Below are 23,366 nucleotides of genomic sequence, written 5' to 3'. Positions count from 1 at the left end.
CCTGAGAGAGGTATTGGCTCTAATGCTCATTCATGCTCCCCGAAGCGCTCATTAATTAAGGCTTCTAATTGTTGTAGTGCTGCTATCTCATCGGATCCTGAGGCTGTGATACATAAGTGAGATCCTTGGGAAGCTGCAAGCATCATTATCCCCATGATACTTTTACCATTAGCCTCTTTTGTTTTATGCTGGATTCGTATCTCACTGGTAAACTGTGAAGCTAGAGTAACGAATTTGGCCGCAGCCCGGGCGTGTAACCCTAATTTATTTAGAATAATGACCTCACCGCGTATCATTATGTTTCTCTATCGTAGTCAGGCAGATATGGACTCCTTCACGTCCACCGCTGATTGCTTTTTCTGTTAGCTCATTAAGGCTTAGGCGTGAATAATTAAGTACCCGTATTAGCATGGGCAGGTTAAGACCTGATACTACTTGAGCGTGTTTTTTATCAGCTGCATTGCAGGCAATATTACTAGGTGTAGAGCCATACATGTCTGTTAAAATCAAGACCCCATGGCCTGTATCTAAGCTATTTATCAATACTTGTGCTTGTGCTTGCAAGAATTCTAGATGAGATGCTCGGGTAACGTGTAATACCTTAAGCTGCAAAGGACAGCTCCCTAGTATATCGTTGGCGATATTTAGTAAAGACGGACCAATATTGTCGTGGGTAATGATAAGTACGCCGACAGTCATGATAACTCTCGATGACGGCAAAGCACTTGGTCGTGAAGGAAGCGGAAATGAGCTGTAAGCTGCTCTACTAAATAAACAGAACGATGTTGTCCTCCTGTACAGCCAATAGCAACAGTTAAATAGCTGCGATTGGTATTTTGAAAATGTTGTAGCCAGTGTTGTAAAAATATAATTAAATCTTGTTTCATATTGGCGACGATCTTATGGCGCTCAAGATAGGAAATAACTTCTGGATCGCGCCCCGTCAAGGGGCGTAAATGGGGTTCCCAATGAGGATTAGGTAGGCAGCGGACATCGAACACAAAATCAGCATCTAAAGGAACTCCATGCTTATAGCCAAAGGATTGAAATAATACTGACATCTCTGTAGAGGCGCTATTGCCAATTCGTTCGCTAATTAAATCTCGTAGCTGGTGCACTGTAGTGCACGTGGTGTCTATCCTAAGGTTAGCTTTCTCAGAAATAGCTTCTAGTAAGTTTCGTTCATGGCGAATTGCCTCTGCTAGAGGGATATGACCGAATGGGTGCTTACGACGGGTTTCACTGAAACGTTTAAGGAGTGTTGCATCATTAGCATCCAAGAAGATAATACGACACTCAATTCCTGTGCTTTCAATTTCCTTTAGAATCTGAGGAAATTGTTTTAATTCTTGGGAGAGATTACGCACATCGATACCAACAGCAGCTCGCAGTCGATTAGTACTTCCTTGCATTTTCTGGGCAAAATGGGGGAGAAGATCGATAGGGAGGTTATCAATACAGTAATAACCCTGATCTTCTAAAGCATGAAGAGCGATGCTTTTTCCTGATCCTGATACCCCGCTAATGATAATCAATCTCATTGGATCTACACTAGTTTTATTTTAAGCGAAGTTCATCTATGAATAATGTATGTATACAAAATAGAATATTATAAAAACTGTTATCTTTTTCTTAACCTAGCAGTAAGCATTAGATAGATTTATTTTGTCGCTTTTGTAGCTCAAGTAAGGCATCATAGTTTTTCAACCGTAGCTGATAATCTTGAACAGCTGTTTCTATCATGGTTGCCTGTGGAATATTTCCTGCTAAAGGTAAGGTAAGCTCAGTCATTTTAATGCCTAATTGCTCCCATTGGCCTAAGCTACGGGTTAGTGGCTCAATATACTTATTAGGAATAAGGCGAATAACGAAATCAAGTGGGTGATGATCAATAATAGCTTGATCGCCATAAATAGCGCGGATATTGATGACTCCTAGGCCGGGTACTGCTAAAAAATCCTGTAATATATAAGGACAGCTGCCTATTAGTTTAGTAGATCCTTCGCGATGAAAAATGGGAGTGTCATCAGCAATTAGATGGTGCCCTCGTCTAATTAACTCTAAAGCTAAACTACTTTTGCCAATACCGCTTTCTCCAGTTAATAGGACTCCTAAGTTAAAAATCACTAGCAGTACCCCATGGCCTATTGCGCTGCTTTGGCTAGGGGAATCCATTTCGTATGAGCTCGCTTAATGATTAATAATGTTATTGACTGTTGTGGTTTGTTCCCATTTTTTCAGGGCTTCTAGCAAAGTATTTGGATCTTTAGCATCTCGTAAATGGTCCCGTAGCTTATGGTTACGAAATATTGCTGCTAATTGGGAGAGTAGTTGTAAGTGAGTTTCTGTTGACTCTTCAGGGACGAGTAAGGCAAAAAATAGGTCTATTGGCTGCTGATCTATGGCATCAAAATCAATTCCTTGTTCTAGACGCATAAATGCAACTAAAGGGTATTGACTACTACTTATACGGGCATGGGGAATAGCGACTCCTTTCCCAAGGCTAGTACTTCCAAGACGTTCCCTAGCAAGTAAACGTTCAAAGATTTCTTTTGAGTCTACGTCATCTGCACCGTGCGCCAGTAACTCGCTAAGTTGCTCTAATACTCGCTTCTTGCTGCTGGCAGTAGCGCCAATAGCAATTTTTTGAGGAACTAGGATCTCGGTAACTCGCATGTGCTTTCTGTATAATTCTTTATTTATTTTTTTCTTCTATCCCCTCACTACGATGATGATCGTTGAGTTTATCTCGTTGTTTTTTAGTCTGTCGGTGTAATTTATCAACTAGATTATCTATAGCCGCATACATATCCTCATCTTCAGATGAAGCAAACACGCTAACCCCTCCAAGGTGCAAGGTTGCTTCAGCCTTTTTCCTTGTTTTTTCAACGCTAAGTACTACATGAATACTAGACAATTGATCGAAGTGACGCTCTAAGCGCTGGCATTTATTTTCTACGTAATGACGTAACGCTTGAGTGACTTCGATATGGTGACCAGTAATATTTATTTGCATAACTACTCCTATTGTTTATAGCAGGTTAGATTAAACGTTTTCGCTCATGAGAGGTGGATATATTTAGGAACTCTCGATATTTAGCAATAGTACGCCGCGCTACTTTAATTCCTTGCTTAGCTAGGTTTTGCGCAATTTTGTCATCGCTTAGGGGGTTGCGGGGATCTTCTACTGCAATGAGTTTTTTAATGATTGCGCGAATAGCTGTTGCAGAACATTCCTTACCATTTTGTGAAGCCACGTGGTTAGAGAAGAAATGCTTCAGCTCATAAATTCCTTGGGGGGTATATATGTACTTGTTAGTAGTCACGCGAGAGATAGTTGATTCATGCATAGAAATTGCCTTAGCGATATCATGTAAAACTAAAGGTTGCATAGCTTTATCGCCATATTCTAAGAATGCTTGCTGACGATCGATAATGCAGCAAGCGGTCTTAAGTAGCGTTTCATTACGATTATGCAGGCTTTTTAAAAACCAACGGGCTTCTTGGAGCTGGTTTTTAAGGTAGCTGTTAGTGAAACTACTATCCGCGCGTTTAATAAGATTAGCATAATAATTATTCACTCTGAGGGTGGGTACTATGTCAGGATTAAGCTCAACTTCCCAGCGGCCATTACCACGTTTAGTAACATAGATATCAGGTACTATATATTCTACTCTATTGGCTTGTATTTTATTTCCTGGACGAGGGTTAAGCGTTTGAATTAAGCGAATAGTCGCGAGTAGATCCTGTTCGGATAATTTCATTCCCCGCATTATTTGGGCGTAATCTCGTTTACTAAGTGCCTCTAGGTGGTGAGAAATCAGTTTTTTAGCGTCTTCTAACCAGAGAGTATCAGGTGGGTAGCGCTTGAGTTGTAGTAGTAGGCATTCACTTAGGTTACTTGCTCCAATACCTGGGGGATCAAAATTTTGTATGCGGTGTAGCACTACTTTGACATCATTAGGATCAATCACTATATTTTTTTGTAAATCTTGCATTATTTCTGTGAGAGAATCGCATAAATATCCCTCATCATTAATAGCATCAATAATGCTAGCTGCAATAGTAAAATCTTTTTTATCAGTAAAAGATAAATAGGCTTGCCCAAGCAGATATTCTTGCAAGGTTTCTTCATTATTTTTTTGGTGAGCTAAGTCTGATAAGATCTCCTGCTCGGAGGAAGTGAGTAACAATACGCTATCATAAGTATCGCTCCAGCTGGAATCCAAGAGTAAATCTTCAGGGATAATTTCCTCTTTTAGAGAGGAGTTTAATTCGTTATTGTCAGAATTACACTCTTTTTGTAAAGCATGGCTGGGTAAATATTCCTGATCCTCCTCGCTTTCAATTTGCTCTAGTAATGGGTTAGATTCTAGCGTTTGCTGAATCTCAGTTTGTAGCTCTAGGGAGGAGAGCTGCAGCAGGCGGATTGCTTGCTGCATTTGGGGGGTCATGGTGAGCTGCTGCCCCAAGTGTAACTGAAGAGAAGTTTTCATGTTTGGAAAATCTGTTGTTATGGCAAGATTAGCTATAATATTAAGCAATAAATGTGCCACAAAGGCAGCTAAAGATAAAAATTATATCCTAAATAAACTTCTTTTACCCGCTCATTATTAAGAATTTCCTGAGGCTCGCCTTTAGCAATGACCTCCCCTGCATTAACAATATAGGCATGTTTGCAGATCCCGAGAGTTTCTCGAACATTATGATCAGTAATTAAAACGCCAATGCCGCGGGCTATGAGGTGCCGAATAATACCTTGGATATCAAGTACTGAGATAGGATCAACGCCAGCAAAAGGCTCATCTAATAATATAAACTGTGGATCTACTGCCAGTGCACGAGCGATCTCAACTCGTCGACGTTCCCCGCCTGAGAGACTCATGCCTAGGGTATCTTTTACATGCATAATATTTAATTCATGTAGTAAACTGTCGACTAAATCCTTGCGCTGAGGCTTTGTCAGATCGGATCTAGTTTCAGCTATAGCAGCAATATTGTCAGCGGCGGTTAGCTTACGAAAAACTGAAGCTTCTTGGGGAAGGTAGCTGATTCCTAGACGAGCGCGACGATGAATAGGGTAGTGAGTAATGTCATGGTGATCTAGGGAAATTAGCCCTTTATCAGATGGAATTAATCCCACTAACATATAAAAACAGGTCGTTTTACCTGCACCATTTGGGCCTAATAATCCCACAACTTCACCGCTTAAAAGCTCTAGAGAGACATCTTTAACAACCCATCGAGATTGATAGCGCTTGGCGAGATGATCTGCTGATAGTCTGCTCATGGATAATGTAATTATTTCGGCTGACTGGACTCTAGTAGTTGAATAAATCTCCCTTCGGCCCAACCTTCCAGTAGCTCGCCTTCTACGAGGGCAGTGAGATAGATCCAGGCTCCTTTGCGATCTATAATGGTGATTTGGGTATGGGGCTGAAGAAGGGCTACCTTGTTACTTTTAATATTAGCGCTAGCGTATAAACTTAGCCAATCTGCAGTGCGACCCCGATCTTGTCCGATCTCAATTTTTTGATTTTTAACTATCTGATTTTTAGAAGATTCTATAGGGATGGGAGAGGGGTGCGTAGAATTCATACTTGTTTCGGGTAATTGAATAAATTTTTTCTCAGCCCAACCTTCCAGTAGCTCGCCTTCTACAAGAGCAGTGATATAGAGCCATTCATCCTTGCGATCTATAATAGTGACTTGGGTCTGGGGCTGAAGACGGGCTACCTTGTTACTTTTAATATCAGTGCTAGCGTATAAATTTAGCCAATCTGTGGTACGATTTTGAGCCTGCCTGCTTTCAGATTTTTGATTTTTAACTACCTGATTTTTAGAAGATTCTATAGGGATGGGAGAGGAGGATATAGAATCTGTATTTGATTCAGGTAACCGAATAAACTTCTTTTCGACCCAGCCTTCTAGCAGCTCACCTTTTATGAGCGTAGTGATATGGAGCCACTCATCTTTGCGATTAATAATGGTGACTTGAGTACGTGGCTGGAGAAGTATTATTTGGTTACTCTTAATATTAGCGCTATCGTATAAAGCCAGCCAATCTGTGGTACGGCCTTGATCTTCTCCGCTTTTAAGCTGCTGATTATCGGCTACCTGATTTTTAGGAGGAGCTGCTAGAGATGGTGTAGAATCTGAGTTTTTAGGAGTAGAGTTAGAATTATTGGGTGAGGGTTCGACTTCATCAGGGCGGATAGTAACGTGTACACGCCCAGATCCAGCTTTAGAGCCTTGGCCTCTGACAATACGGTGCTCTGTATCATATACAATCCGATCTCCAGTAAACTCGTTTGTACCTTGCCAAACATGGGCTTTTTGGAAGAGATAGATAGTGGCATTATCGGCATGGTATTCTATTTTGAGGGCTTTAGCTCGCATATCTTCACTATCATCATTAGATTGCTGCCGATACCAAGCAGGCTGACCTTCCGCAATGGCTTTCTTGATTTTTTTCTCTGGAGTATAAAAAATAGTAAGCGTATCGGAGTCAATACGTAAATTGTCTTGGGTAAGGTGTACGTTACCATAATAAATAGCAACCTGTTTGCGGTTGTCTAGCTCCCCTCGATCAGCTTCAATATGAATGGGTTGCCCTGAATCGTTAGAGAAAGCTAAAGCAGTTTCATAAGCTAGATTTTGGGTAATAAGCCAAAAAATTATTAATCTAAGGCTTATCTGCTGCGGCATAGTCTCCTCTAACTTGAGATAAAATTTCTACACGCTCCTCTTTAAAGTAGATTCTGGCGCCTATACCATCAGTTCTTCCATAATTATCTAATAAAGTAGCTGGCTGCTGAGTCTCAGCATATTTTGCAGCAGGCTCAACTCGTACATCTCGAGTTAATATCTTCATGTGGCTGGTTTGGGAGCTGTCCTTAAGTTGATGGATAATTACTTTACCCAGAAGATAAATTTCATCACCATTGCTATTAGTCAGCCCCCGCTCAGCAATAACATCCCAGCTGGGAGTTGCAACCTGATGATAAAACAACATGTGAGGTGCAGTGATATCTATAGTGTCGTTATCGGGATAATGAGCCATATAAGCGCCTGATAATTGGTAGAGAAGTAAACCTTTCTGATCTATCACTGTTGAGATAAACTGCTCCATAAAATAATCTATAGTACGTGAGTTTGAATCGATATTAAGGCTGGGCTGGGATGTAGGTTCTTCACGCAATAATTCCCAAGCGGTTAAAGTGGCGATAAGTACAAGCGCTACAATACCCCAAGTGCGCGCTGATTTAATAATGACTCTCCAGTAACGCTTTGAAAGTGCCTTGAGCTTCCATAATGAGTTCACAGACGTCACGAGCAGCACCTCGTCCGCCTACGTTAGGAGTAATCCAATGGGCATGCTGTTTGACTAGGGGATGAGCATCTTGGACAGTAATCGCTAACCCTACTCGCTGCATGATGGCTAAATCCACTAAATCATCGCCTACATAAGCAATTTCATGGGGTTGGAGTTTACATTTTTGTAGTAGGTGTTCATAAGCAGGTAGCTTAGGTTGTTGTCCTTGATAGACATCAATTATTCCGAGATCTTTCATGCGATGGTCAACAACTAGCGAGGTTCGGCCAGTAATGATTCCAATCCTAACTCCCGTATGCTGGAGCATTTTCATCCCGTGACCATCCCGTGCGTGAAAAACTTTATACTCTTGGCCATTGCTGCCAAAGTGGAGTCCACCATCGGTCAATACTCCGTCAACATCGAAAATAGCAAGCTTTATTACTAAAGCCTTGTCTAAGATATCATGCGTAGGGTGAAGCAATTTAATCGCCTCTTTATAAGACACCTGCTCGAAGCAGGTCGTGCATGTTTAAAGCACCAATTAAATGCTGGGACTGATCAACAATTAAGAGCGCATTAATACGATAACGTTGCATCATTTGTAATGCCTCAGCTGCAAGCAGATCAGGACTCATGGTTTTATAGTGGATGGTCATTACCTGGGTAATAGGTGTGGTATGGATATTAATTTCTCGGTCTAGAGTTCGACGTAAATCACCATCGGTAAATATTCCTGCTACGCAATTTTGTTTATTCACTATAGCGGTCATTCCTAATCCTTTTCGAGTCATTTCCAGTAAAGCGCTACTCAGGGAAACCTCATCTGTAACAATTGGAATTTCTTCCCCTGTGTGCATAATATCGTTAATGCGAAGCAGGAGACGCCGTCCTAGGCGGCCCCCCGGATGAGAGCGAGCGAAATCTTCTGCCGTAAATCCTCGCGCCTCTAATAAGGCAATAGCGAGAGCATCACCCATTGCCAGGGTTGCTGTGGTACTTGCAGTTGGAGCCAATCCTAATGGACAAGCTTCTTTTTCTACGCTGATGTCAATGTGAATATCAGCTGCTTTTCCAAGGGTCGACTGTGGTTCGCTGGTTAAGGCTATCAATGGAATACCGAGGCGTTTTATAAGGGGGAGTAGAACACAAATCTCCTCAGTTTCTCCGGAATTGGAAAGAGCTAGCACCACATCTTTTTCAGTGATCATACCTAAATCCCCATGGCTAGCTTCTCCAGGGTGGACAAAAAAAGCAGGGGTACCGGTGCTAGCAAGGGTTGCCGCAATTTTAGCGCCGATATGGCCTGATTTACCCATGCCGAGGATAACAATACGGCCTGTGCAGGCCAGCATGTATTTACAAGCAGTAACAAAATAACTATTAATCCTAGATTTTAATGCAGCAACTGCGTTAGCTTCAGTTTCAATGACTGCTGCTCCTAACTGGGCGAGTCGTTTATCGATATCGTCGCCTATTGAAGATAAGCCTAATGGATGGGGTGTCATAGTAATTTTTGAGCTAATAAAACGTTTCTAGCGTTATTCTAGAATTAACAGGGCGCAAAAGCTGAGCGGTTAAGGGTTTTTCCCTAACTATATTATATGAGCTGAGCTAGCTTAGGGATATGGTTGCTGATAATCTTATTTCTGTGATGATAGCGGTTTTGAGGGGATCTCAGTAGGAACTGGAGCAGGAATTTCGGCAGGCTCTTCAGGTGCACCTTCATCATCAAATTCGAATTCTTCTTCCTTAGACATTTCACTTTCAGGTATTTTGCCGTCATATACTAGGAATTTCCGGCGCTGCAGATAAGCCTCGCGAACATAAACATAGGGGTCTAAAGCTGCTTGTTGCAAGATATCCGTAGCTTGAAGAAGATCTGCTCTGAGATCTATTGTTCGTACGCCAGACAGCCCAGTTTGTATCCACAGATTGTTCAAATAGGTAACAGGCCAAGCAGCTGCATTGACTCCCAGACCAACCCCATCTCTAACAGAACTTGGTCCCAGAAAAGGCAGTACCAGATAAGGACCAGTATGAAAGCCCCAAACCCCTAACGTTTGCCCAAAATCTTCCTCGTGTTTCACCATACCACCTGAGCTTGCGACATCAATAAAACCGGCTACCCCCACAGTGGTATTAGTTAAAAAACGGGCAAAATCCGTTAATCCTTGCTGAAATTTTCCTTGAAGGATATCGTTTGCAGTGACGATTAAATCCTGAATATTGCTAAAGAAATTAGAGATACCTTTATTAACGGGCCCCGGTATGACTTTATGATAACCTTTAGCTACAGGTTTCATAAAATGGCGATCTACCTTATCGTTAAATTTGTACATCGAGCGGTTGAAGCTCTCATAGGGATCTTTGGGATCTTTATGGGCTACGGCGGTGCAACCAGCTAATAAGCTAATAAGTAGTAGTAATTTATATCGATTCCACGATGTTATTATAGGCGCCCAGTTCATGATTCCGATCGATTTACGTTCAAAGTAGATTTTTAATAGCTCGCTATAGATTTAAAGATCTACTGCTAACACCAATAGCTAGCTTAATTCCTGATAAAATATATTTTTTCATTGATCTCTGGGTAATATCCACTATATTTTTGATAGTTTTCAACCTGAAATCTAAGTAATCCCTATCATCGCATGGTAGATGAACGTGGATCAACTTTAAAGCTATAACGCTAATGAATTAATTATCGTACTCCTTAAATATAGCGAAATTGATGTGCTAGGAAAACTAAAAATGAGTCTTAGGTTTTGACCTAAGTATGTTCTTTAGCTGCCTAGGGAATGATGGTAAGCTGAGTTAATGGAAAATGAAATCAATAAGTTAATGAGTATGAATACAGAATTTGATACACTTTTAGTAAAAATTCGGGATTTGCATTTCTTCCATGGCAGCCGTCCTATTTTTAAGGGCATTGATATTGATATCCAGCGGGGTAAGGTAACGGCTATTATGGGGCCTAGCGGAACAGGTAAAACTACTTTGTTACGGTTGATCGGCGGACAGCTATACCCTCATTCAGGTACAATTGAAGTGGATAACTGTAATGTCCCTACTTTATCTAGTAGGAGGCTTTATGCTTTACGTCGACGTATTGGCATGTTATTTCAAACGGGCGCTTTACTTACTGATTTTTCCGTATTTGATAATGTCGCTTTCCCATTACGCGAACATACCCGTTTATCTGAATCTATGATTCGAGATTTAGTCCTTATTAAACTTCAAGCCGTGGGTTTACGCTGCGCTCGTTACCTGATGCCTAATGAACTCTCTGGAGGTATGGCTCGTCGCGTTGCTTTAGCCCGGGCTATTGCTTTAGATCCCATGATAATTATGTATGATGAGCCTTTCACTGGCCAAGATCCTATCTCTATGGGTACCTTGGTGCAGCTGATACGCGAGCTTAATGATGCTTTAGGTCTAACGAGTATCATCGTCTCCCACGATGTCCAAGAAGCTGCCTCTATTTCGGACTATATATATATTTTATCGGAAGGAAAAGTAATAGATCATGGTGCACCTGAACAAATCTATTGCTCTAATTCAGCAGCGGTTAAACAGTTTATGCAGGGTTTACCCGATGGGCCTGTGCCATTTCATTATCCAGGTATAGATTACAGTGAAGATTTATTGGCAGGGGCAGAGCGAGCCTCTTCTCATTTTCTAAGTGGAGTTAAATCCTTATTTAAACGACGTGCTATAGTGGAGCCTACGTGATTAAATCTCTTCGTTATTTAGGCTATCAGGGAATAGGAACCTTTAAACGTCTATGCCGTAGCCACCTTTTTCTGATCCAGCTTTTCCTTAGCTGTACTACTTTGTTACTGCGGTTCTCTTTAGTGGTTGCTCAGATGTACTCAGTGGGGGTATTAACAGTACCTATTATTGTGGTGTCTGGGGTCTTTGTGGGTATGGTGTTGGGACTTCAAGGTTATAATACGCTCGTGGATTTTGGAGCCGAACAATCGCTAGGGGTAATGGTCTCTCTTTCTTTAGTTCGGGAATTGGGGCCAGTGATTAGTGCTTTACTCTTTGCTGGGCGGGCAGGATCTGCCCTGACTGCTGAAATTGGGTTAATGAAGGCTACCGAGCAACTCTCTGGAATGGAGATGATGGCGGTTGATCCAATACGCCGAGTTGCAGCGCCTCGATTCTTTGCTGGCTGTATTTCTATGCCTCTGCTAACAGCAATGTTTAGTGTTGTGGGGGTAGCAGGAGGGTATTTTGTAGGTGTAGGATTATTAGGAGTAGATGACGGTGCCTTTTGGTCACAGATGCAAGCTAAGACTGATTGGGAGGAAGATGTGCTTAACGGTATTATTAAAAGTATTGTATTTGGAGTTGTAGCGACTTGGATAGCGGTTTTTGAGGGCTATGATGCGATTCCTACTTCTGAAGGAGTGGCTCAAGCAACTACTCGTACGGTTGTCCATTCCGCATTTGCCGTGTTAGCACTAGATTTTGTACTAACGGCATTAATGTTTGGGGCTGGATGACGATGAGACAATCTCCAGCGGTGGAGCTTACTGTGGGTGTGTTTGTAGCTGCGGGTCTAATAGCACTATTTATACTAGCCATAAAAGTAAGTAATTTAAGTCTCATTAATAAAGAAAATACCTACTCGGTAACTGCAAAATTCCAGAATATTGGAACGCTTAAAGTGCGATCTGCGGTTACCCTATCTGGGGTAACTGTAGGTCGAATTGCCTCAATAAAGATTGATCCCCAAACCTACGAAGCAGAGGTAATCATTCGAATTAATTCTGAGTATGATTATCTACCGGATGATACTTCGGCGAGTATTTACACAGCAGGGTTACTTGGGGAGCAATATGTTGCATTAGAGCCAGGGGGATCGGACACTTATCTTAAGGAAGGTAGCGAGATAACCCTTACTCAATCTGCTTTAGTGTTAGAGAAGCTTATTGGCCAGTTTATTTACAGTAAGGCTGCTGGGGATTCTAAGTAAGTGGATTAATGGAATTTAGCTGGCTTTATTTTAATGGCATTACCATTGAGTAACTAGATAATGAATCACAAGAGAAAGCTATATAGTACTATCTTGATATTAGTGATAATTGGGTGGGGGGCTACGCCCTTGTCAGTTTCTGCTGACGGTTTATCTACAGCCTCTGCCCAGGATCTAGTGAGACAAACCTCAGATCGTTTGTTAAAAACGGTTAAAGCGCATCAAAAAGAGTTGGATGATCACCCTGATCGTATTTACTCTATAGTTGAGAATATTGTAGTACCTCATTTTGATTTTTGGCGTGTAGCCCAGCTGGCTTTAGGGAAGTATTGGCGGCAAGCTACGCTAGAGCAGCGACAACGGTTTACGAATGAGTTTCGTGTACTTATAGTACGAACCTATTCTGTAGCTTTACTGAAATACTCTGAGCAGAAGGTTCATTATTTACCGATCCGTGGATCGGCTGAAGCAAATGATACTATAGTGCGACTTGAAATTCAGCCAGGTGAGGGCAGTCCTTCTATACTCATGAATGTGCATCTTTATAATAAAAATGGTAGCTGGAAAATTTTTAATGTTGCCGTTGATGGTGTGAGTTTAGTGACCAATTATCGAGCTGATTTTGCTTCTCAAATTCGAAATGGAGGGCTTGATCAATTGATTGAAAAGCTAGCTGAAAAAAATAAGAAAGCTGGAGCATAAATGGCTTTGCATATTGAATCAGCACAAAACGGAGATTTTCGGATTATAGGTGAATTGACCTTTAATACCGTATCAGGGGTTGATGAAAAAGGAATGGTTTTGTTTGATATGACGGAGGGAGAAGATCTTTATATTGATTTACAGGAAATATCCCATACCGATAGTGCTGGCCTTGTTCTGCTTATTGCGTGGGTGCGTTATGCAAGCAGAAAAAATAAAACGCTTCAATTTTTAAATATCCCAAATCAAATGCTAGCGCTTGCTAAATCTTACAACTTAGATCAAGTCTTCCGTCTACGCTGAGGAGGTAGTTATTTTCTCAGGAGTTATCTTTCTATATTTGAGCATTCTTAGCTCAATAGACTCTTTATAAAGAGTCTTTTAAGCGCAGGGAAATAGAAGAAAGAGGAATATACTATTCAGGCTATGAATAGGAATTTTTTGCCTATACGGATTTAAATTGGAATAACTTAAATGGACGCTAATACAATCAAACATATGATAGAAACGAGCTTGCTTGGAGCGGAGGTAACCGTATATAGCGAGGATGGATTCCACTTTGAGGCTCTTGTAATATATGAGCACTTTAGTAATAAAAGCTTACTTGAGCGCCATCGGATGGTATATCAAGCGTTAGGTGATAGTTTTAAATCTAAGTTGCATGCCTTAGCTCTACGTACCCAAGCACCTGGAGAAAATTAGAAATTTTTCTGCTCAGCTTATAAAAAATAGAAATATCTAGGAATTGTATTATTGGATAAGTTATTGATAACCGGTGGTACCCCCCTTAATGGAGAGATTCGAATCTCAGGCGCTAAAAATGCTGCTTTACCTATGTTGGCCGCTACCCTGCTTGCCGATGAGCCAATTAAAATCTGTAATATTCCTCACTTACATGATATTACTACAGCCATGGAATTACTTGGGCGTATGGGAGCCCAGCTTACAGTGGATGAGCAGCTTAATATTGAAGTAGATACCCGTGAGCTAAAAGAATTTTATGCTCCTTATGATTTAGTAAAGACAATGCGAGCGTCTATATTAGTATTAGGGCCATTATTGACTCGATATGGAAAAGCCGAGGTATCTTTACCTGGCGGCTGTGCTATTGGTTCTCGGCCAGTTAACCTTCATATCCATGGCTTACAGTTAATGGGGGCTAATATTAAAGTTGAGGGAGGGTATATTTGTGCTCATATACAAGGACGACTGAAGGGGGCGCGGGTATTAATGGATCGAGTTTCGGTAACAGGGACTGAAAACCTAATGATGGCTGCAACTTTAGCTAAAGGGACTACCTTTATAGAGAATGCTGCCCGTGAGCCAGAAGTAATAGATCTGGCTCATTTTCTTAATAAAATGGGTGCCAAGATTAGTGGTATGGGTACCTCTACTTTAATTATTGAAGGCGTTGATTCTCTAAAGGGAACTTGCCATACAGTACTTCCTGATCGTATTGAAACGGGAACTTATTTAGTAGCTGGAGCTTTAACGGGTGGATGTGTAAAGCTTAAGGATACAAGCCCAGAAATTTTAGAGTCGGTATTGCTAAAGCTAGAGGAAGCTGGGGCTGAAATTAATACAGGGAATACTTGGATTACCTTAGATATGAAAGGTCGTCGACCTCGGGCAGTAGATATTCGTACCTCTCCCTATCCCGCCTTCCCTACTGATATGCAGGCTCAATTTACTGTGCTAAATATTATTGCCAAAGGAAGTGGGGCTATTGTTGAGACTATTTTTGAAAATCGTTTTATGCATATTCAGGAGCTACAGCGTATGGGAGCTGTAGTTCGGCTAGAAAGTAATACAGCGTTTACCAGTGGAGTGGAAACGCTTATTGGTGCTCCAGTAATGGCAACTGATCTCCGAGCCTCGGCTTGTTTGGTTTTAGCTGGGCTAGTAGCTCGGGGCGTAACAACTGTGGATCGTATTTATCACATAGATCGTGGCTATGAATGCATTGAAGAGAAACTACAGAATCTAGGGGCAAAAATTCGTCGCGTTCCGAGCCATATTGTTTCTAGCAATGCTTGTGCGGCGGCCTATGGTTGAACCCCTTAAGTTAGCTATTTCTAAAGGGCGAATCTTTGATGAAATGCTATTGCTGTTGGCTACTATTGATATCTACCCTATTGATGATCCAAAAACTAGCCGTAAACTGGTACTTGATACCAATAGAAGCGATCTTAAGCTCATCATTATCCGAGCAGCTGACGTGCCTACCTATGTTGAATATGGGGCGGCTGACTTGGGTGTGGCAGGAAAAGATGTGTTGTTAGAGCATCTTGGGAATGGATTATATGAACCCTTGGATTTGCAAATTGCTCGCTGCCGTATGGTAGTTGCTGGTAAACCTCAGATACCAGCAAAATCCAGACATTTGCGGATTGCTACTAAGTATGTTCATAGTGCTCGCCGTTTTTACGCCGAGCAAGGTGAGCAGGTGGAGGTGATTAAGCTCTACGGCTCGATGGAACTAGCTCCTTTAGTAGGGCTTGCTGATCGTATTGTAGATTTAGTCGATACTGGAAATACACTTAAAGCAAATGGCTTAGTTCTGTTAGCACATATTGCCGATATTAGTTCCCGCTTGGTCGTAAATAAGGCAGTAATGAAGATTGAGTATCAGCGAATTAAGGAATTTATCCATCTTATAGCTAGAGCGGTGGAGAGGCAGAATGGTTAATATTACTCGGTTGAACATCGCCCAGAAAGATTTCTGGCCCCGTTTAGAGCAGCGCTTATCTTGGGAGGGTATCGCCGATGAAGCAGTGATAGGCGTGGTACGCAATATTATCCATGCTATTCGTACTCAAGGAGATACTGCTTTATTAGCATATACTCAGCGCTTTGATAACTTAAAGATAGCAAGCGCTACAGAGCTTGAAATATCAGCTCAGCGTCTTCAAGCTGCACTGGCTACTATTCCCATAGTACAGCGGGAAGCACTGGAAATGGCAGCCGAGCGTATTATGGCTTACCATCATCATCAGAAACAAGAATCTTGGACTTATACCGAGGCAGATGGCACTATCCTAGGCCAACAGGTAAGGCCTTTAGATCGGGTGGGTCTTTATGTTCCAGGCGGTAAAGCGGCTTACCCTTCTTCAGTGCTGATGAATGCTCTGCCGGCAAAAGTAGCTGGAGTCTCAGAGCTCATTATGGTTGTTCCATCACCCCATGGTGAAGTTAGCGATCTGGTACTGGCTGCGGCTGTTATCGCAGGTGTGGATCGGGCATTTACTATTGGAGGTGCTCAAGCTATTGCTGCCCTAGCATTTGGTACAGAAACTATTCCAAGGGTTGATAAGATCGTAGGTCCTGGCAACATCTATGTCGCGGCAGCGAAAAGTTTAGTTTTTGGTCAGGTAGGTATAGATATGATTGCCGGTCCTTCTGAAATCCTGGTACTCTGCGATGGAGAAACGGACCCAGAATGGATTGCCATGGATCTATTCTCTCAAGCCGAGCATGATGAGGATGCACAAGCTATTCTAATTTCCCCCGATCCTGTTTTTCTGGATAAAGTAGCGCAGGCTATGGTACGGCTACTACCTACGCTTGAGCGACGGGAAATTATTACTGCCTCTTTACAATCTCGCGGTATGTTCATTGAAGTGGAGAGCTTGGATCAGGCGCTAGAGGTTATTAACTTTATTGCCCCTGAGCATTTAGAGTTATCGGTAAAAGATCCGCAAGCGCTAGTGACTCGTGTTCGTCATGCGGGTGCTATTTTCATGGGACGATATACCGCTGAGAGTCTAGGGGATTATTGTGCTGGTCCGAATCATGTGTTGCCTACTTCTCGTACCGCCCGTTTTAGCTCACCCCTTGGCGTATATGATTTTCAAAAACGATCTAGCCTAATTCAGTGCTCACTTCAAGGTAGCCAAACTTTAGGCCGGGCGGCTTCCGTATTAGCTCGTGGCGAAGGACTCACCGCTCATGCCCGTTCAGCAGAATACCGTTTAAAAGCAAAATAATAATGAACCGGGTAGATCAATGGATTCGCCCTGAAGTACGGCAGCTCTCTGCTTATCAGGTGATGGATGCAGCAGGGTTAATTAAGCTAGATGCTATGGAAAATCCTTACACTTGGCCCCCTGAGCTTGTGGAGGCTTGGTTAGCACAGCTGCGAGAGGTAAGTGTCAATCGCTATCCCGATCCTCAATCCCGAAGCCTTAAGCTAAGACTCCAGCACTATATGGAAGTGCCCAAGGATAAAGAGATCATTCTAGGCAATGGATCTGATGAGATCATTCAGATGATATTGTTAGCTGTGGCAGGCTCAGATCGGGTGATTGTTGCCCCTGAACCCACCTTTGTCATGTATCGTCAAATTGCAACCATGCTTGGGTTGCGCTATCAAGGCGTACCTCTTCGAGATGATTTTTCTTTGGATTTACCTGCAATGCTGCAGGTACTCCAAAAGCAAGCGCCTGCAGTAGTTTTTTTGGCTTACCCGAATAACCCCACGGGTAATCTTTTTTCAGAGAAAGAAATTCAAACGATTATTGAAGCAGCTCCGGGGTTGGTGGTAGTAGATGAAGCTTACAGTGTATTTGCAGGCAAAACTTTTATGCCTCAATTAAGTGATTATGATCAGCTACTGGTGATGAGAACCCTCTCTAAGGTAGGTTTAGCGGGCCTTCGACTAGGAATGCTAGTGGGTAGCCCCATTTGGATGAGAGAGCTGGAAAAGATAAGATTGCCCTATAATATTAACCTGCTCACCCAAGTTAGCACTGAGTTTGCTTTGAAGCATGGAGGGGAATTAGATCGCCAAGCTCAAAATATTCGATCCGATCGATCTTCGCTGCAACATGCTTTGCAGCAATTACCGGGGCTTCAGATATATCCTAGCGATGCAAACTTTATTCTATTCCGTACTCTCCCTTATCAAGCTCAGGAGATTTTTACTGCCCTTAAATCCCGAGGGATATTGATTAAAAATCTCTCTAGTCATGGAGGGTTACTAGCAGATTGTCTTCGAGTGACGGTGGGCACTCCAGAGGAAAATCGTATTTTTATCGAGACTCTAAAAGATATTTTAATCAACGAAGATAAAGTTCAAGGCGCGAAAGCTAAAAAGTAGAATACCTCACAACAGCTTATTATTATCCCCACTGTTCTAAATCTTTACACTGACTGAGTTCATGATAATTAGCCATAGGGCAAGGTTCCCTAAGGTGCTCGCAGCTTCTCTATCCTCACCTTGGCCTGACTGTCAATTAATTTAACATTCTCCCCTAAACTTGATTTTATCGAAAGTAAATTAAGGTCATTGCTATTAAGCTATTACGGTTATTGAATTGATTTTATTAGGAAAATAATCATAATTACCCAGCTTTTAATAAGCCTTTAGCGGTTAGGATACTCCTGTTATAGCCAGATAAAATTGTCATAAATTTTTACACTTTTACTTATAAAGATAGCTATATATATTTTTGATATTTCATCAAATCATAAATATAAACAATACAGGCATGGGTTTTGCCTAATCTTTTATGGAATAGATAACATAGTAAAGTAAACTTAATAATGGATCTATCATCATTTCGAATTTCAATTATTAGAGAGGTTTTATTATATGAAATTTCTTTATCTAGAAAGCTTAAAGGGTGCCTCTAAGATAGGGCCTTATTTCAAGGCACTGCTTTGTACTGGTTTGATTCTAATCGGAGTGATTACTACTTCCAGCGCTTGGGCCGTGCCTTCTTATAGGGTGATTGAACTTAGCCCAAGCGTACCTGGTTTTACTGGTGTTAGTGGGATTAATAATAATAACCAGCTACTGATTAATGCAGAGCAGGCCGGTTTTGATGTTTTTGTTAGTTCTTATACCAATCTTAACAACGGTGACTTCCTTACTAGCTCTCCAGTATCCCCAGGCGATGGAGATTATTTTGGTAATGATTTGAATAACAACGGTCAGGTAGCGGGTAGCGCCTTCACCTCCCCAGGGAACTCATTTGGGGGTTCTGCGGCCGTCTTTAGTGGGGGTACGGGGTTAGCAGTCGGATTAGACAATAATGGTATATATCAAACCTATGCTATAAACAATGATGGCTTTGTAACAGATCCAAGCACCGGCCAGCCGGTATCACCAGATCAGATAACAGTAACAGGCGGCGAATTTTATGGTATCAGTAACAATAATCAAGCCATTGGTCAGATTGGGAATGATGCGGTTATTTTTAATTTTAATACGGATAAAGGGATTAATTTAGGGGCAGGGACAGGGTACGCTGTTAACGATAACGGTCAAGCTACGGGGAGTTTTGGCTTTTATAATCCCACCACCGGCAAAATTACCTCCCTAGGGGGTACGGGCTATGCTATTAATAATAGCGGTCAGGCAGTGGGGAGTTTTGGGCTTTATAATCCTAGTACTGGTCAGATTATTTCTTTAGGTGGCACGGGTTATGGTATCAATGATAGTGGCGAAATAGTAGGCCAGAGCAGTAGTGGTGGCGCTTTTCTCGACGATCAGGGAGCTCAGTATAATCTGTATAATTTACTCACGCCTGCGAGCAAGACGATGTTTAGCAGCTTAAATCAAGCAACTGGTATTAATAATCAAGGCTGGATTTTGGGAACAGGGGCAACTAATAATGGTAGTGTTGATGTTCCCTTCCTAGCTATTCCTACTACAGCGAGTGTACCTCTACCCTCAAGTCTGGCTCTTTTAAGCTTGGGGCTAGGGTTGTTAGGTATCATAGGCCGACGGCAGACCAGAAGGGAAGGGTAAGCGGTAAAACGTCGTAGAAAAATATTCCCCAGATTAATCGGAGGATAAGTACCACTGGCGCTGCTGAGGGGTGATGATGAGCTTCTTTTACCCTTCAGCAGCGCCGCTCTAATATCTACACAGATAATATTAGGTGGCTATTATTTCTTTTGGGATAAATGCCGCAGTGCATCCGCCAGTGCGGCTCGCTCTGCGGGATTCATTTCTTCTGCTGTTTCCTTAATGGTCTTTGAGACCCGATTCAGTTGCTGACTGTACAAAGTATGTACGTGATCAATCTGGATATCATAGGCTTGTCCATCAAATACGGGAGCTGCCAATATAGCCAGCAACGCCTTATGCGCAGCGCGTATCTCTTTATGAGTAGCTTTCCCTTCTTGCCGTACCTTGACGAGCTGCATTTGGAGCGCCTCCTGCCGTGCTTTTGGTAGGCTAGAGGTTTTAAGTGATTCTTGTATGGCAGTGATCATACTATGACCCCAACGGTGAGAGAGATGGCCTACAATTATCCCCCCAAGCATGACGTTAGTGAGCAATGAAACGGCGAGTAATCCCTTTAATTTTTTCATGGAAAAAGTGTTTCAGTTTCATCAGTCATGAAAAAATCTTGCGCTAAGGTTTTTGTCAGCTGCAGAGGGGAAGGGATTGAGTCCGATATTTGCAGTGGTATCACATACCCGCATAGAAAACCCAAGAGTAGCACAGTGAAGAGAATATGGATGGGTTGGGGTATGACTTCGGCGAGTAGCCCCATTATGCCTCCTAGATTGGGGTAAACTTGTTTTTTGGGTACAGACTGCATTGTTGCTCCAATAATACGGGCTACTAGTTTTGGTGATTCTGGAGGCTCTGCTCGCTGCTTAAGCAGTCTATCCAGCTTTAATGCTTCTTGATCTTCTTGTTCTTCATGCTCCATTGGCTGCTCACAGGCAGATTTTCATCCGCTCTTTTAATGTGGTTTTAGCGCGTATGAGGAGCGATTGTAGTGCTTTAAGTCCTATGCCCATGATTTCAGCCGCTTCTTGATTACTGATTCCTTCATAGAAACAGAGGTTTAATGCAGTTTGTTGCCGTTCGGGTAATGCTTGAATCTCACGCTCTAGTACCCGCTGTTCTTCATGTTTTTGCAGCCTATCGTCGGGCAATAACGCAGTATCATTAATCTCTTCTGACACCTCCACCCATATACGTCGCCCCTTACGCGCATCTAGGCAGGCATTGATAATGACTCGATAAAACCAAGTAGTAAACTGCACTTGCTTTGCTGGATTCCATAATTCTGGCTGCCCCCATAATCGGGTGAATGATTGCTGTACGATATCTTCAGCTTCTTGGCGGTGCTGTAGATAGCGATAAGCAAGGCGATAGAATCGCTCTGCATGGCGTTCAACAAGGCGAGTGAATGCGGTATGATTTCCTTGCCGCACCCACCCCATAAGGATGGCATCACCGCAATTATCCTCTTCTCTAGCAAGAGTCGAAATAGCGCTCTCTTGGATAATGGAGGCTATAGCCATCCTACTTGGCGCTGCGTCCTCTTAGTTGCTGTGGTGCTGATCCTCTTGTTTTTCGTTGTGATGGCCATGGCCATCATGACCTTTAAAGGCTTTTAGCAGCGTATTACGTTCTTGAGCTGTTAATTTTTCGCCTAGATCAGCGGCTGTTAGGGCGTATTTTTCTGCTCTTTGGGATTTGATCTGCCTAATTTGAGTCATTTTAGCGAGGAAGGCTCCCTTATCAAAAGTCTCGGCTGATGCTATTGTCTTTACTTGCTTATGTAACTCCTTTAGCTGTTGATGGGCGGCTTTCCTTTCTTGCTTCATTTGCTGCATCCAGTTCCTTACCAATGTTGCTTTATCTTGTGGAATCTGGGAAAGCGCCTGTTCCATTTGTTCATGGTGGCGTTGTTTCCAATCGCCTTCTTTACCCTCGTTTGCAGTAGCAAATCCAGTAATAAGTGAGGTGGCGAGTATAGCAATAAGTAATCTTTTCATTTCCTTCCTCTTTTAGGTAGTTAATGTTCCCCTGATTTCAGGATACATAGAGTTATACGATCTGATAATGAAAAACCTTCGCTGTCTACGCTTAATTATGTAGATGCTATGCCGGAAGTTGTGCTTGTTATTTAAAACATGTATTAAAGTAAAAAACAGGGGAAGACTCAGGGTGGGATAATATGCAGAATGTTTTCAATGGGATCTATAATGAGCTTATTTTACGGTTATTGGCAGCGCTTTTGGTAGGGGCTGCCATTGGCCTTGAGCGAAGCTATCATAGTCGGCCCGCTGGGTTTCGTACTTGTGCGTTAGTGTGTCTTTCTACCTGCCTACTGATGCTCATTACAGTATACGAAACCCATTGGCTTTCAAGTGCCGCCCTAGGACATACCAGTATGGATCCCACTAGGATGGCACAAGGAATCATGACGGGTATTGGTTTCCTTGGCGCTGGTGTTATCATGCAGGATGGAGGGTCAGTTCGGGGTCTTACTACCGCCGCTTCTATCTTAGCAACTGCCGCTATTGGTATCCTGATTGGTATTGGTTTTTATTTTCCAGCTGCGTTAGCAGCTTTGCTTACTCTGGGGATATTGTCTGTTTTTAAATGGATTGAGACTAAAATTCCAGCGCAGTCCTATGCTTATTTGATCGTACGCTTTGCTTATAGCGATAGGATGCCAGAAGCTGAGGTACGACACCTTATTGCTGAGTATGGTTTTACTATGTCAAATCTTAAGTATTGGCTAAATGGTGATAAGGAATTCTTCGAATACAGTATGGTTATTTGTACCCATCGTGCCTCCAATATCAGTAGATTAGCGGAGGTTTTGGGTCGGCTGAAGTCGGTTAAAGAATTCCACCTCTCACCCACTGGCGAGGAAAGAAAGTAGATTTTCCTATTATATTTAGCTAAAGCGAGTTCGCTCTAGGAAGCATATTCATTGAAAAATATTGAATCATCTCCGAGATTATACTTTTTTACTAAACCCTGCAAAAAACTGCCGCATCATAGCAGGCCCTTGTTCTTCCAAGCTAAAATAGCCTCGATTACGGATATACTCTTGAGCAATGCCAGTCAAATAACAAGAGATGGATAAGGTAAGAATTTTTGGATTAGTCTCAGGGGGTAAATATTTTTTATGCTGAGCGCGCTCGAAATAACGAGTAAATAAGCTAAAGCTTTCTATTTTTCTTGCATTTTGCTTCCTTAGAATTTCTTCCATTTCGCCAGAGTAGTCGCACTTTAGGAAAAAAATAGTAAGAATACGTTTTTTCTGAGCATTATGCTCTAAATCTATAAGTAATTTTACACATAGCTCTTCTAGCTGCTTTAATGGATTTGGGTGTCCTTTTTCCAAATCTTGTAAGATCATATCTGTTAATGGCTTATACAGCTGATCATGAAGTGCTTGGAAAATATCCATCTTATTTTTGAAATGCCAGTATATTGCTCCCCGTGTGACTCTAGCTTCTTGGGCTATCTCCTCAAGACTTGCCTTAGCTACTCCTTTTTTTACAAAGATAATAGATGCAGCCTCTAGGATATTTTCCCGTGTTTCTTGAGCATCCTCTTTTGTCCTCCGAACCATAACTAACCCTTACATTAAT

Annotated in this window: 30 protein-coding genes; 12 read left to right on the top strand and 18 right to left on the bottom strand. The window is 42.1% G+C overall.

The annotated features are described in order from the left end of the window. Positions 1-26: 26 nt before the first annotated feature. The 13 genes from TAO_RS08405 to TAO_RS08345 all read right to left on the bottom strand — a co-directional run bounded on the left by TAO_RS08405 (position 27) and on the right by TAO_RS08345 (position 9,786). A complete protein-coding gene (locus tag TAO_RS08405; RefSeq protein ID WP_096527481.1) occupies positions 27-296 on the bottom strand; it encodes an HPr family phosphocarrier protein in 270 nt (89 codons plus the stop codon). Beyond that, positions 283-699, bottom strand: a complete 417-nt coding sequence (locus TAO_RS08400; protein WP_096527480.1) for a PTS sugar transporter subunit IIA — start codon at positions 697-699, stop codon at positions 283-285. Before TAO_RS08400 ends, TAO_RS08405 begins: the two co-directional genes overlap by 14 nt. Then, complete coding sequence (gene rapZ, locus TAO_RS08395; RefSeq protein ID WP_096527479.1) at positions 696-1,541, bottom strand: RNase adapter RapZ; 846 nt, start codon at positions 1,539-1,541, stop codon at positions 696-698. Before rapZ ends, TAO_RS08400 begins: the two co-directional genes overlap by 4 nt. Before the next feature lie 109 nt (positions 1,542-1,650). Next, complete coding sequence (locus TAO_RS08390; RefSeq protein WP_096527478.1) at positions 1,651-2,175, bottom strand: HPr kinase/phosphorylase-related protein; 525 nt, start codon at positions 2,173-2,175, stop codon at positions 1,651-1,653. A gap of 15 nt (positions 2,176-2,190) precedes the next feature. Further along, positions 2,191-2,676: a PTS sugar transporter subunit IIA gene (locus tag TAO_RS08385; RefSeq protein WP_096527477.1), complete on the bottom strand. Its 486-nt coding sequence runs from the start codon at positions 2,674-2,676 to the stop codon at positions 2,191-2,193. 19 nt (positions 2,677-2,695) lie between these two features. Next, positions 2,696-3,016: a ribosome hibernation-promoting factor, HPF/YfiA family gene (gene hpf, locus TAO_RS08380; RefSeq protein WP_096527476.1), complete on the bottom strand. Its 321-nt coding sequence runs from the start codon at positions 3,014-3,016 to the stop codon at positions 2,696-2,698. 25 nt (positions 3,017-3,041) lie between these two features. Beyond that, entirely contained in the window at positions 3,042-4,496 is a 1,455-nt protein-coding gene (locus TAO_RS08375; protein WP_096527813.1) for an RNA polymerase factor sigma-54, read from the bottom strand. A gap of 68 nt (positions 4,497-4,564) precedes the next feature. Further along, a complete protein-coding gene (gene lptB / locus TAO_RS08370; protein WP_096527475.1) occupies positions 4,565-5,290 on the bottom strand; it encodes an LPS export ABC transporter ATP-binding protein in 726 nt (241 codons plus the stop codon). 11 nt (positions 5,291-5,301) lie between these two features. Then, entirely contained in the window at positions 5,302-6,708 is a 1,407-nt protein-coding gene (gene lptA / locus TAO_RS08365) for a lipopolysaccharide transport periplasmic protein LptA (protein ID WP_096527474.1), read from the bottom strand. Next, complete coding sequence (gene lptC, locus TAO_RS08360) at positions 6,686-7,333, bottom strand: LPS export ABC transporter periplasmic protein LptC (protein ID WP_231910636.1); 648 nt, start codon at positions 7,331-7,333, stop codon at positions 6,686-6,688. The genes lptA and lptC overlap by 23 nt, the downstream gene beginning before the upstream one ends. Next, the gene (gene kdsC / locus TAO_RS08355; protein WP_096527811.1) at positions 7,266-7,799 is read right to left on the bottom strand and encodes a 3-deoxy-manno-octulosonate-8-phosphatase KdsC; all 534 of its coding nucleotides are present in this window, start codon (positions 7,797-7,799) and stop codon (positions 7,266-7,268) included. The genes lptC and kdsC overlap by 68 nt, the downstream gene beginning before the upstream one ends. Positions 7,800-7,812: 13 nt before the next feature. Then, entirely contained in the window at positions 7,813-8,823 is a 1,011-nt protein-coding gene (locus TAO_RS08350) for a KpsF/GutQ family sugar-phosphate isomerase (RefSeq protein ID WP_096527473.1), read from the bottom strand. A gap of 135 nt (positions 8,824-8,958) precedes the next feature. Continuing rightward, on the bottom strand, positions 8,959-9,786 hold the full coding sequence (locus TAO_RS08345; RefSeq protein WP_096527472.1) for an MlaA family lipoprotein: 828 nt from the start codon (positions 9,784-9,786) through the stop codon (positions 8,959-8,961). A gap of 379 nt (positions 9,787-10,165) precedes the next feature. Here TAO_RS08345 and TAO_RS08340 point away from each other — a divergent pair, with 379 nt between their 5' ends. The 11 genes from TAO_RS08340 (at position 10,166) to TAO_RS08290 (ending at position 19,758) form a co-directional block, all read left to right on the top strand. After that, on the top strand, positions 10,166-11,050 hold the full coding sequence (locus TAO_RS08340; RefSeq protein WP_096527810.1) for an ABC transporter ATP-binding protein: 885 nt from the start codon (positions 10,166-10,168) through the stop codon (positions 11,048-11,050). After that, the gene (mlaE, locus tag TAO_RS08335; protein ID WP_096527471.1) at positions 11,047-11,829 is read left to right on the top strand and encodes a lipid asymmetry maintenance ABC transporter permease subunit MlaE; all 783 of its coding nucleotides are present in this window, start codon (positions 11,047-11,049) and stop codon (positions 11,827-11,829) included. The genes TAO_RS08340 and mlaE overlap by 4 nt, the downstream gene beginning before the upstream one ends. A 2-nt stretch (positions 11,830-11,831) precedes the next feature. Further along, positions 11,832-12,302 carry an outer membrane lipid asymmetry maintenance protein MlaD gene (gene mlaD, locus TAO_RS08330; protein ID WP_096527470.1) on the top strand — a complete coding sequence of 157 codons (471 nt, stop codon included), beginning with the start codon at positions 11,832-11,834 and terminating at the stop codon, positions 12,300-12,302. Between the two features lie 129 nt (positions 12,303-12,431). Further along, positions 12,432-13,004, top strand: a complete 573-nt coding sequence (locus TAO_RS08325) for an MlaC/ttg2D family ABC transporter substrate-binding protein (RefSeq protein ID WP_231910635.1) — start codon at positions 12,432-12,434, stop codon at positions 13,002-13,004. Continuing rightward, the gene (locus TAO_RS08320) at positions 13,005-13,307 is read left to right on the top strand and encodes an STAS domain-containing protein (protein WP_096527468.1); all 303 of its coding nucleotides are present in this window, start codon (positions 13,005-13,007) and stop codon (positions 13,305-13,307) included. A gap of 171 nt (positions 13,308-13,478) precedes the next feature. Continuing rightward, positions 13,479-13,706: a BolA/IbaG family iron-sulfur metabolism protein gene (locus TAO_RS08315; protein ID WP_096527467.1), complete on the top strand. Its 228-nt coding sequence runs from the start codon at positions 13,479-13,481 to the stop codon at positions 13,704-13,706. A 51-nt stretch (positions 13,707-13,757) separates the two neighbouring features. Continuing rightward, the gene (gene murA / locus TAO_RS08310; protein ID WP_096527466.1) at positions 13,758-15,059 is read left to right on the top strand and encodes a UDP-N-acetylglucosamine 1-carboxyvinyltransferase; all 1,302 of its coding nucleotides are present in this window, start codon (positions 13,758-13,760) and stop codon (positions 15,057-15,059) included. After that, positions 15,052-15,693 (top strand): ATP phosphoribosyltransferase, encoded by a 642-nt coding sequence (gene hisG / locus TAO_RS08305; protein WP_096527465.1) that lies wholly within the window; start codon positions 15,052-15,054, stop codon positions 15,691-15,693. Before murA ends, hisG begins: the two co-directional genes overlap by 8 nt. Beyond that, positions 15,686-16,990 carry a histidinol dehydrogenase gene (hisD, locus tag TAO_RS08300; RefSeq protein WP_096527464.1) on the top strand — a complete coding sequence of 435 codons (1,305 nt, stop codon included), beginning with the start codon at positions 15,686-15,688 and terminating at the stop codon, positions 16,988-16,990. The genes hisG and hisD overlap by 8 nt, the downstream gene beginning before the upstream one ends. A gap of 2 nt (positions 16,991-16,992) precedes the next feature. Continuing rightward, positions 16,993-18,102 carry a histidinol-phosphate transaminase gene (gene hisC / locus TAO_RS08295; protein WP_408607625.1) on the top strand — a complete coding sequence of 370 codons (1,110 nt, stop codon included), beginning with the start codon at positions 16,993-16,995 and terminating at the stop codon, positions 18,100-18,102. Between the two features lie 495 nt (positions 18,103-18,597). Further along, entirely contained in the window at positions 18,598-19,758 is a 1,161-nt protein-coding gene (locus tag TAO_RS08290) for a PEP-CTERM sorting domain-containing protein (protein ID WP_096527462.1), read from the top strand. Between the two features lie 140 nt (positions 19,759-19,898). On the opposite strand, the gene TAO_RS08285 is transcribed toward TAO_RS08290, so the two are convergent. Genes TAO_RS08285 through TAO_RS08270 form a run of 4 tightly spaced genes read right to left on the bottom strand, consistent with a single transcriptional unit; the run spans position 19,899 to position 21,752 of the window. Continuing rightward, positions 19,899-20,327 carry a periplasmic heavy metal sensor gene (locus TAO_RS08285; RefSeq protein ID WP_096527461.1) on the bottom strand — a complete coding sequence of 143 codons (429 nt, stop codon included), beginning with the start codon at positions 20,325-20,327 and terminating at the stop codon, positions 19,899-19,901. Continuing rightward, the gene (locus tag TAO_RS08280; RefSeq protein WP_096527460.1) at positions 20,324-20,674 is read right to left on the bottom strand and encodes a hypothetical protein; all 351 of its coding nucleotides are present in this window, start codon (positions 20,672-20,674) and stop codon (positions 20,324-20,326) included. The genes TAO_RS08285 and TAO_RS08280 overlap by 4 nt, the downstream gene beginning before the upstream one ends. 7 nt (positions 20,675-20,681) lie before the next feature. Beyond that, on the bottom strand, positions 20,682-21,275 hold the full coding sequence (locus tag TAO_RS08275) for a sigma-70 family RNA polymerase sigma factor (RefSeq protein ID WP_096527459.1): 594 nt from the start codon (positions 21,273-21,275) through the stop codon (positions 20,682-20,684). A gap of 21 nt (positions 21,276-21,296) precedes the next feature. Then, complete coding sequence (locus tag TAO_RS08270) at positions 21,297-21,752, bottom strand: periplasmic heavy metal sensor (RefSeq protein WP_096527458.1); 456 nt, start codon at positions 21,750-21,752, stop codon at positions 21,297-21,299. 182 nt (positions 21,753-21,934) lie between these two features. Here TAO_RS08270 and TAO_RS08265 point away from each other — a divergent pair, with 182 nt between their 5' ends. Continuing rightward, on the top strand, positions 21,935-22,648 hold the full coding sequence (locus tag TAO_RS08265; RefSeq protein ID WP_096527457.1) for an MgtC/SapB family protein: 714 nt from the start codon (positions 21,935-21,937) through the stop codon (positions 22,646-22,648). Between the two features lie 78 nt (positions 22,649-22,726). On the opposite strand, the gene TAO_RS08260 is transcribed toward TAO_RS08265, so the two are convergent. Continuing rightward, positions 22,727-23,347, bottom strand: coding sequence for a TetR family transcriptional regulator (locus TAO_RS08260; RefSeq protein ID WP_096527456.1), 621 nt, complete (start codon positions 23,345-23,347; stop codon positions 22,727-22,729). Between the last annotated feature and the right edge of the window lie 19 nt (positions 23,348-23,366).

The sequence above is a fragment of the Candidatus Nitrosoglobus terrae genome, assembly GCF_002356115.1.
Lineage (GTDB): Bacteria > Pseudomonadota > Gammaproteobacteria > Nitrosococcales > Nitrosococcaceae > Nitrosoglobus > Nitrosoglobus terrae.
The sequence above is the reverse complement of the archived record's forward strand: the minus strand, read 5'-3'. Positions and strand labels throughout refer to the sequence as shown.

Coding starts and splice junctions, on each gene's coding strand:
- TAO_RS08405 (WP_096527481.1), bottom strand. CDS start 296: ATGATACGCGGTGAGGTCATTATTCTAAATAAATTAGGGTTACACGCC.
- TAO_RS08400 (WP_096527480.1), bottom strand. CDS start 699: ATGACTGTCGGCGTACTTATCATTACCCACGACAATATTGGTCCGTCT.
- rapZ (WP_096527479.1), bottom strand. CDS start 1,541: ATGAGATTGATTATCATTAGCGGGGTATCAGGATCAGGAAAAAGCATC.
- TAO_RS08390 (WP_096527478.1), bottom strand. CDS start 2,175: ATGGATTCCCCTAGCCAAAGCAGCGCAATAGGCCATGGGGTACTGCTA.
- TAO_RS08385 (WP_096527477.1), bottom strand. CDS start 2,676: ATGCGAGTTACCGAGATCCTAGTTCCTCAAAAAATTGCTATTGGCGCT.
- hpf (WP_096527476.1), bottom strand. CDS start 3,016: ATGCAAATAAATATTACTGGTCACCATATCGAAGTCACTCAAGCGTTA.
- TAO_RS08375 (WP_096527813.1), bottom strand. CDS start 4,496: ATGAAAACTTCTCTTCAGTTACACTTGGGGCAGCAGCTCACCATGACC.
- lptB (WP_096527475.1), bottom strand. CDS start 5,290: ATGAGCAGACTATCAGCAGATCATCTCGCCAAGCGCTATCAATCTCGA.
- lptA (WP_096527474.1), bottom strand. CDS start 6,708: ATGCCGCAGCAGATAAGCCTTAGATTAATAATTTTTTGGCTTATTACC.
- TAO_RS08350 (WP_096527473.1), bottom strand. CDS start 8,823: ATGACACCCCATCCATTAGGCTTATCTTCAATAGGCGACGATATCGAT.
- TAO_RS08345 (WP_096527472.1), bottom strand. CDS start 9,786: ATGAACTGGGCGCCTATAATAACATCGTGGAATCGATATAAATTACTA.
- TAO_RS08340 (WP_096527810.1), top strand. CDS start 10,166: ATGAATACAGAATTTGATACACTTTTAGTAAAAATTCGGGATTTGCAT.
- mlaD (WP_096527470.1), top strand. CDS start 11,832: ATGAGACAATCTCCAGCGGTGGAGCTTACTGTGGGTGTGTTTGTAGCT.
- TAO_RS08320 (WP_096527468.1), top strand. CDS start 13,005: ATGGCTTTGCATATTGAATCAGCACAAAACGGAGATTTTCGGATTATA.
- TAO_RS08315 (WP_096527467.1), top strand. CDS start 13,479: ATGGACGCTAATACAATCAAACATATGATAGAAACGAGCTTGCTTGGA.
- hisG (WP_096527465.1), top strand. CDS start 15,052: ATGGTTGAACCCCTTAAGTTAGCTATTTCTAAAGGGCGAATCTTTGAT.
- hisD (WP_096527464.1), top strand. CDS start 15,686: ATGGTTAATATTACTCGGTTGAACATCGCCCAGAAAGATTTCTGGCCC.
- hisC (WP_408607625.1), top strand. CDS start 16,993: ATGAACCGGGTAGATCAATGGATTCGCCCTGAAGTACGGCAGCTCTCT.
- TAO_RS08290 (WP_096527462.1), top strand. CDS start 18,598: ATGAAATTTCTTTATCTAGAAAGCTTAAAGGGTGCCTCTAAGATAGGG.
- TAO_RS08285 (WP_096527461.1), bottom strand. CDS start 20,327: ATGAAAAAATTAAAGGGATTACTCGCCGTTTCATTGCTCACTAACGTC.
- TAO_RS08280 (WP_096527460.1), bottom strand. CDS start 20,674: ATGGAGCATGAAGAACAAGAAGATCAAGAAGCATTAAAGCTGGATAGA.
- TAO_RS08275 (WP_096527459.1), bottom strand. CDS start 21,275: ATGGCTATAGCCTCCATTATCCAAGAGAGCGCTATTTCGACTCTTGCT.
- TAO_RS08270 (WP_096527458.1), bottom strand. CDS start 21,752: ATGAAAAGATTACTTATTGCTATACTCGCCACCTCACTTATTACTGGA.
- TAO_RS08265 (WP_096527457.1), top strand. CDS start 21,935: ATGCAGAATGTTTTCAATGGGATCTATAATGAGCTTATTTTACGGTTA.
- TAO_RS08260 (WP_096527456.1), bottom strand. CDS start 23,347: ATGGTTCGGAGGACAAAAGAGGATGCTCAAGAAACACGGGAAAATATC.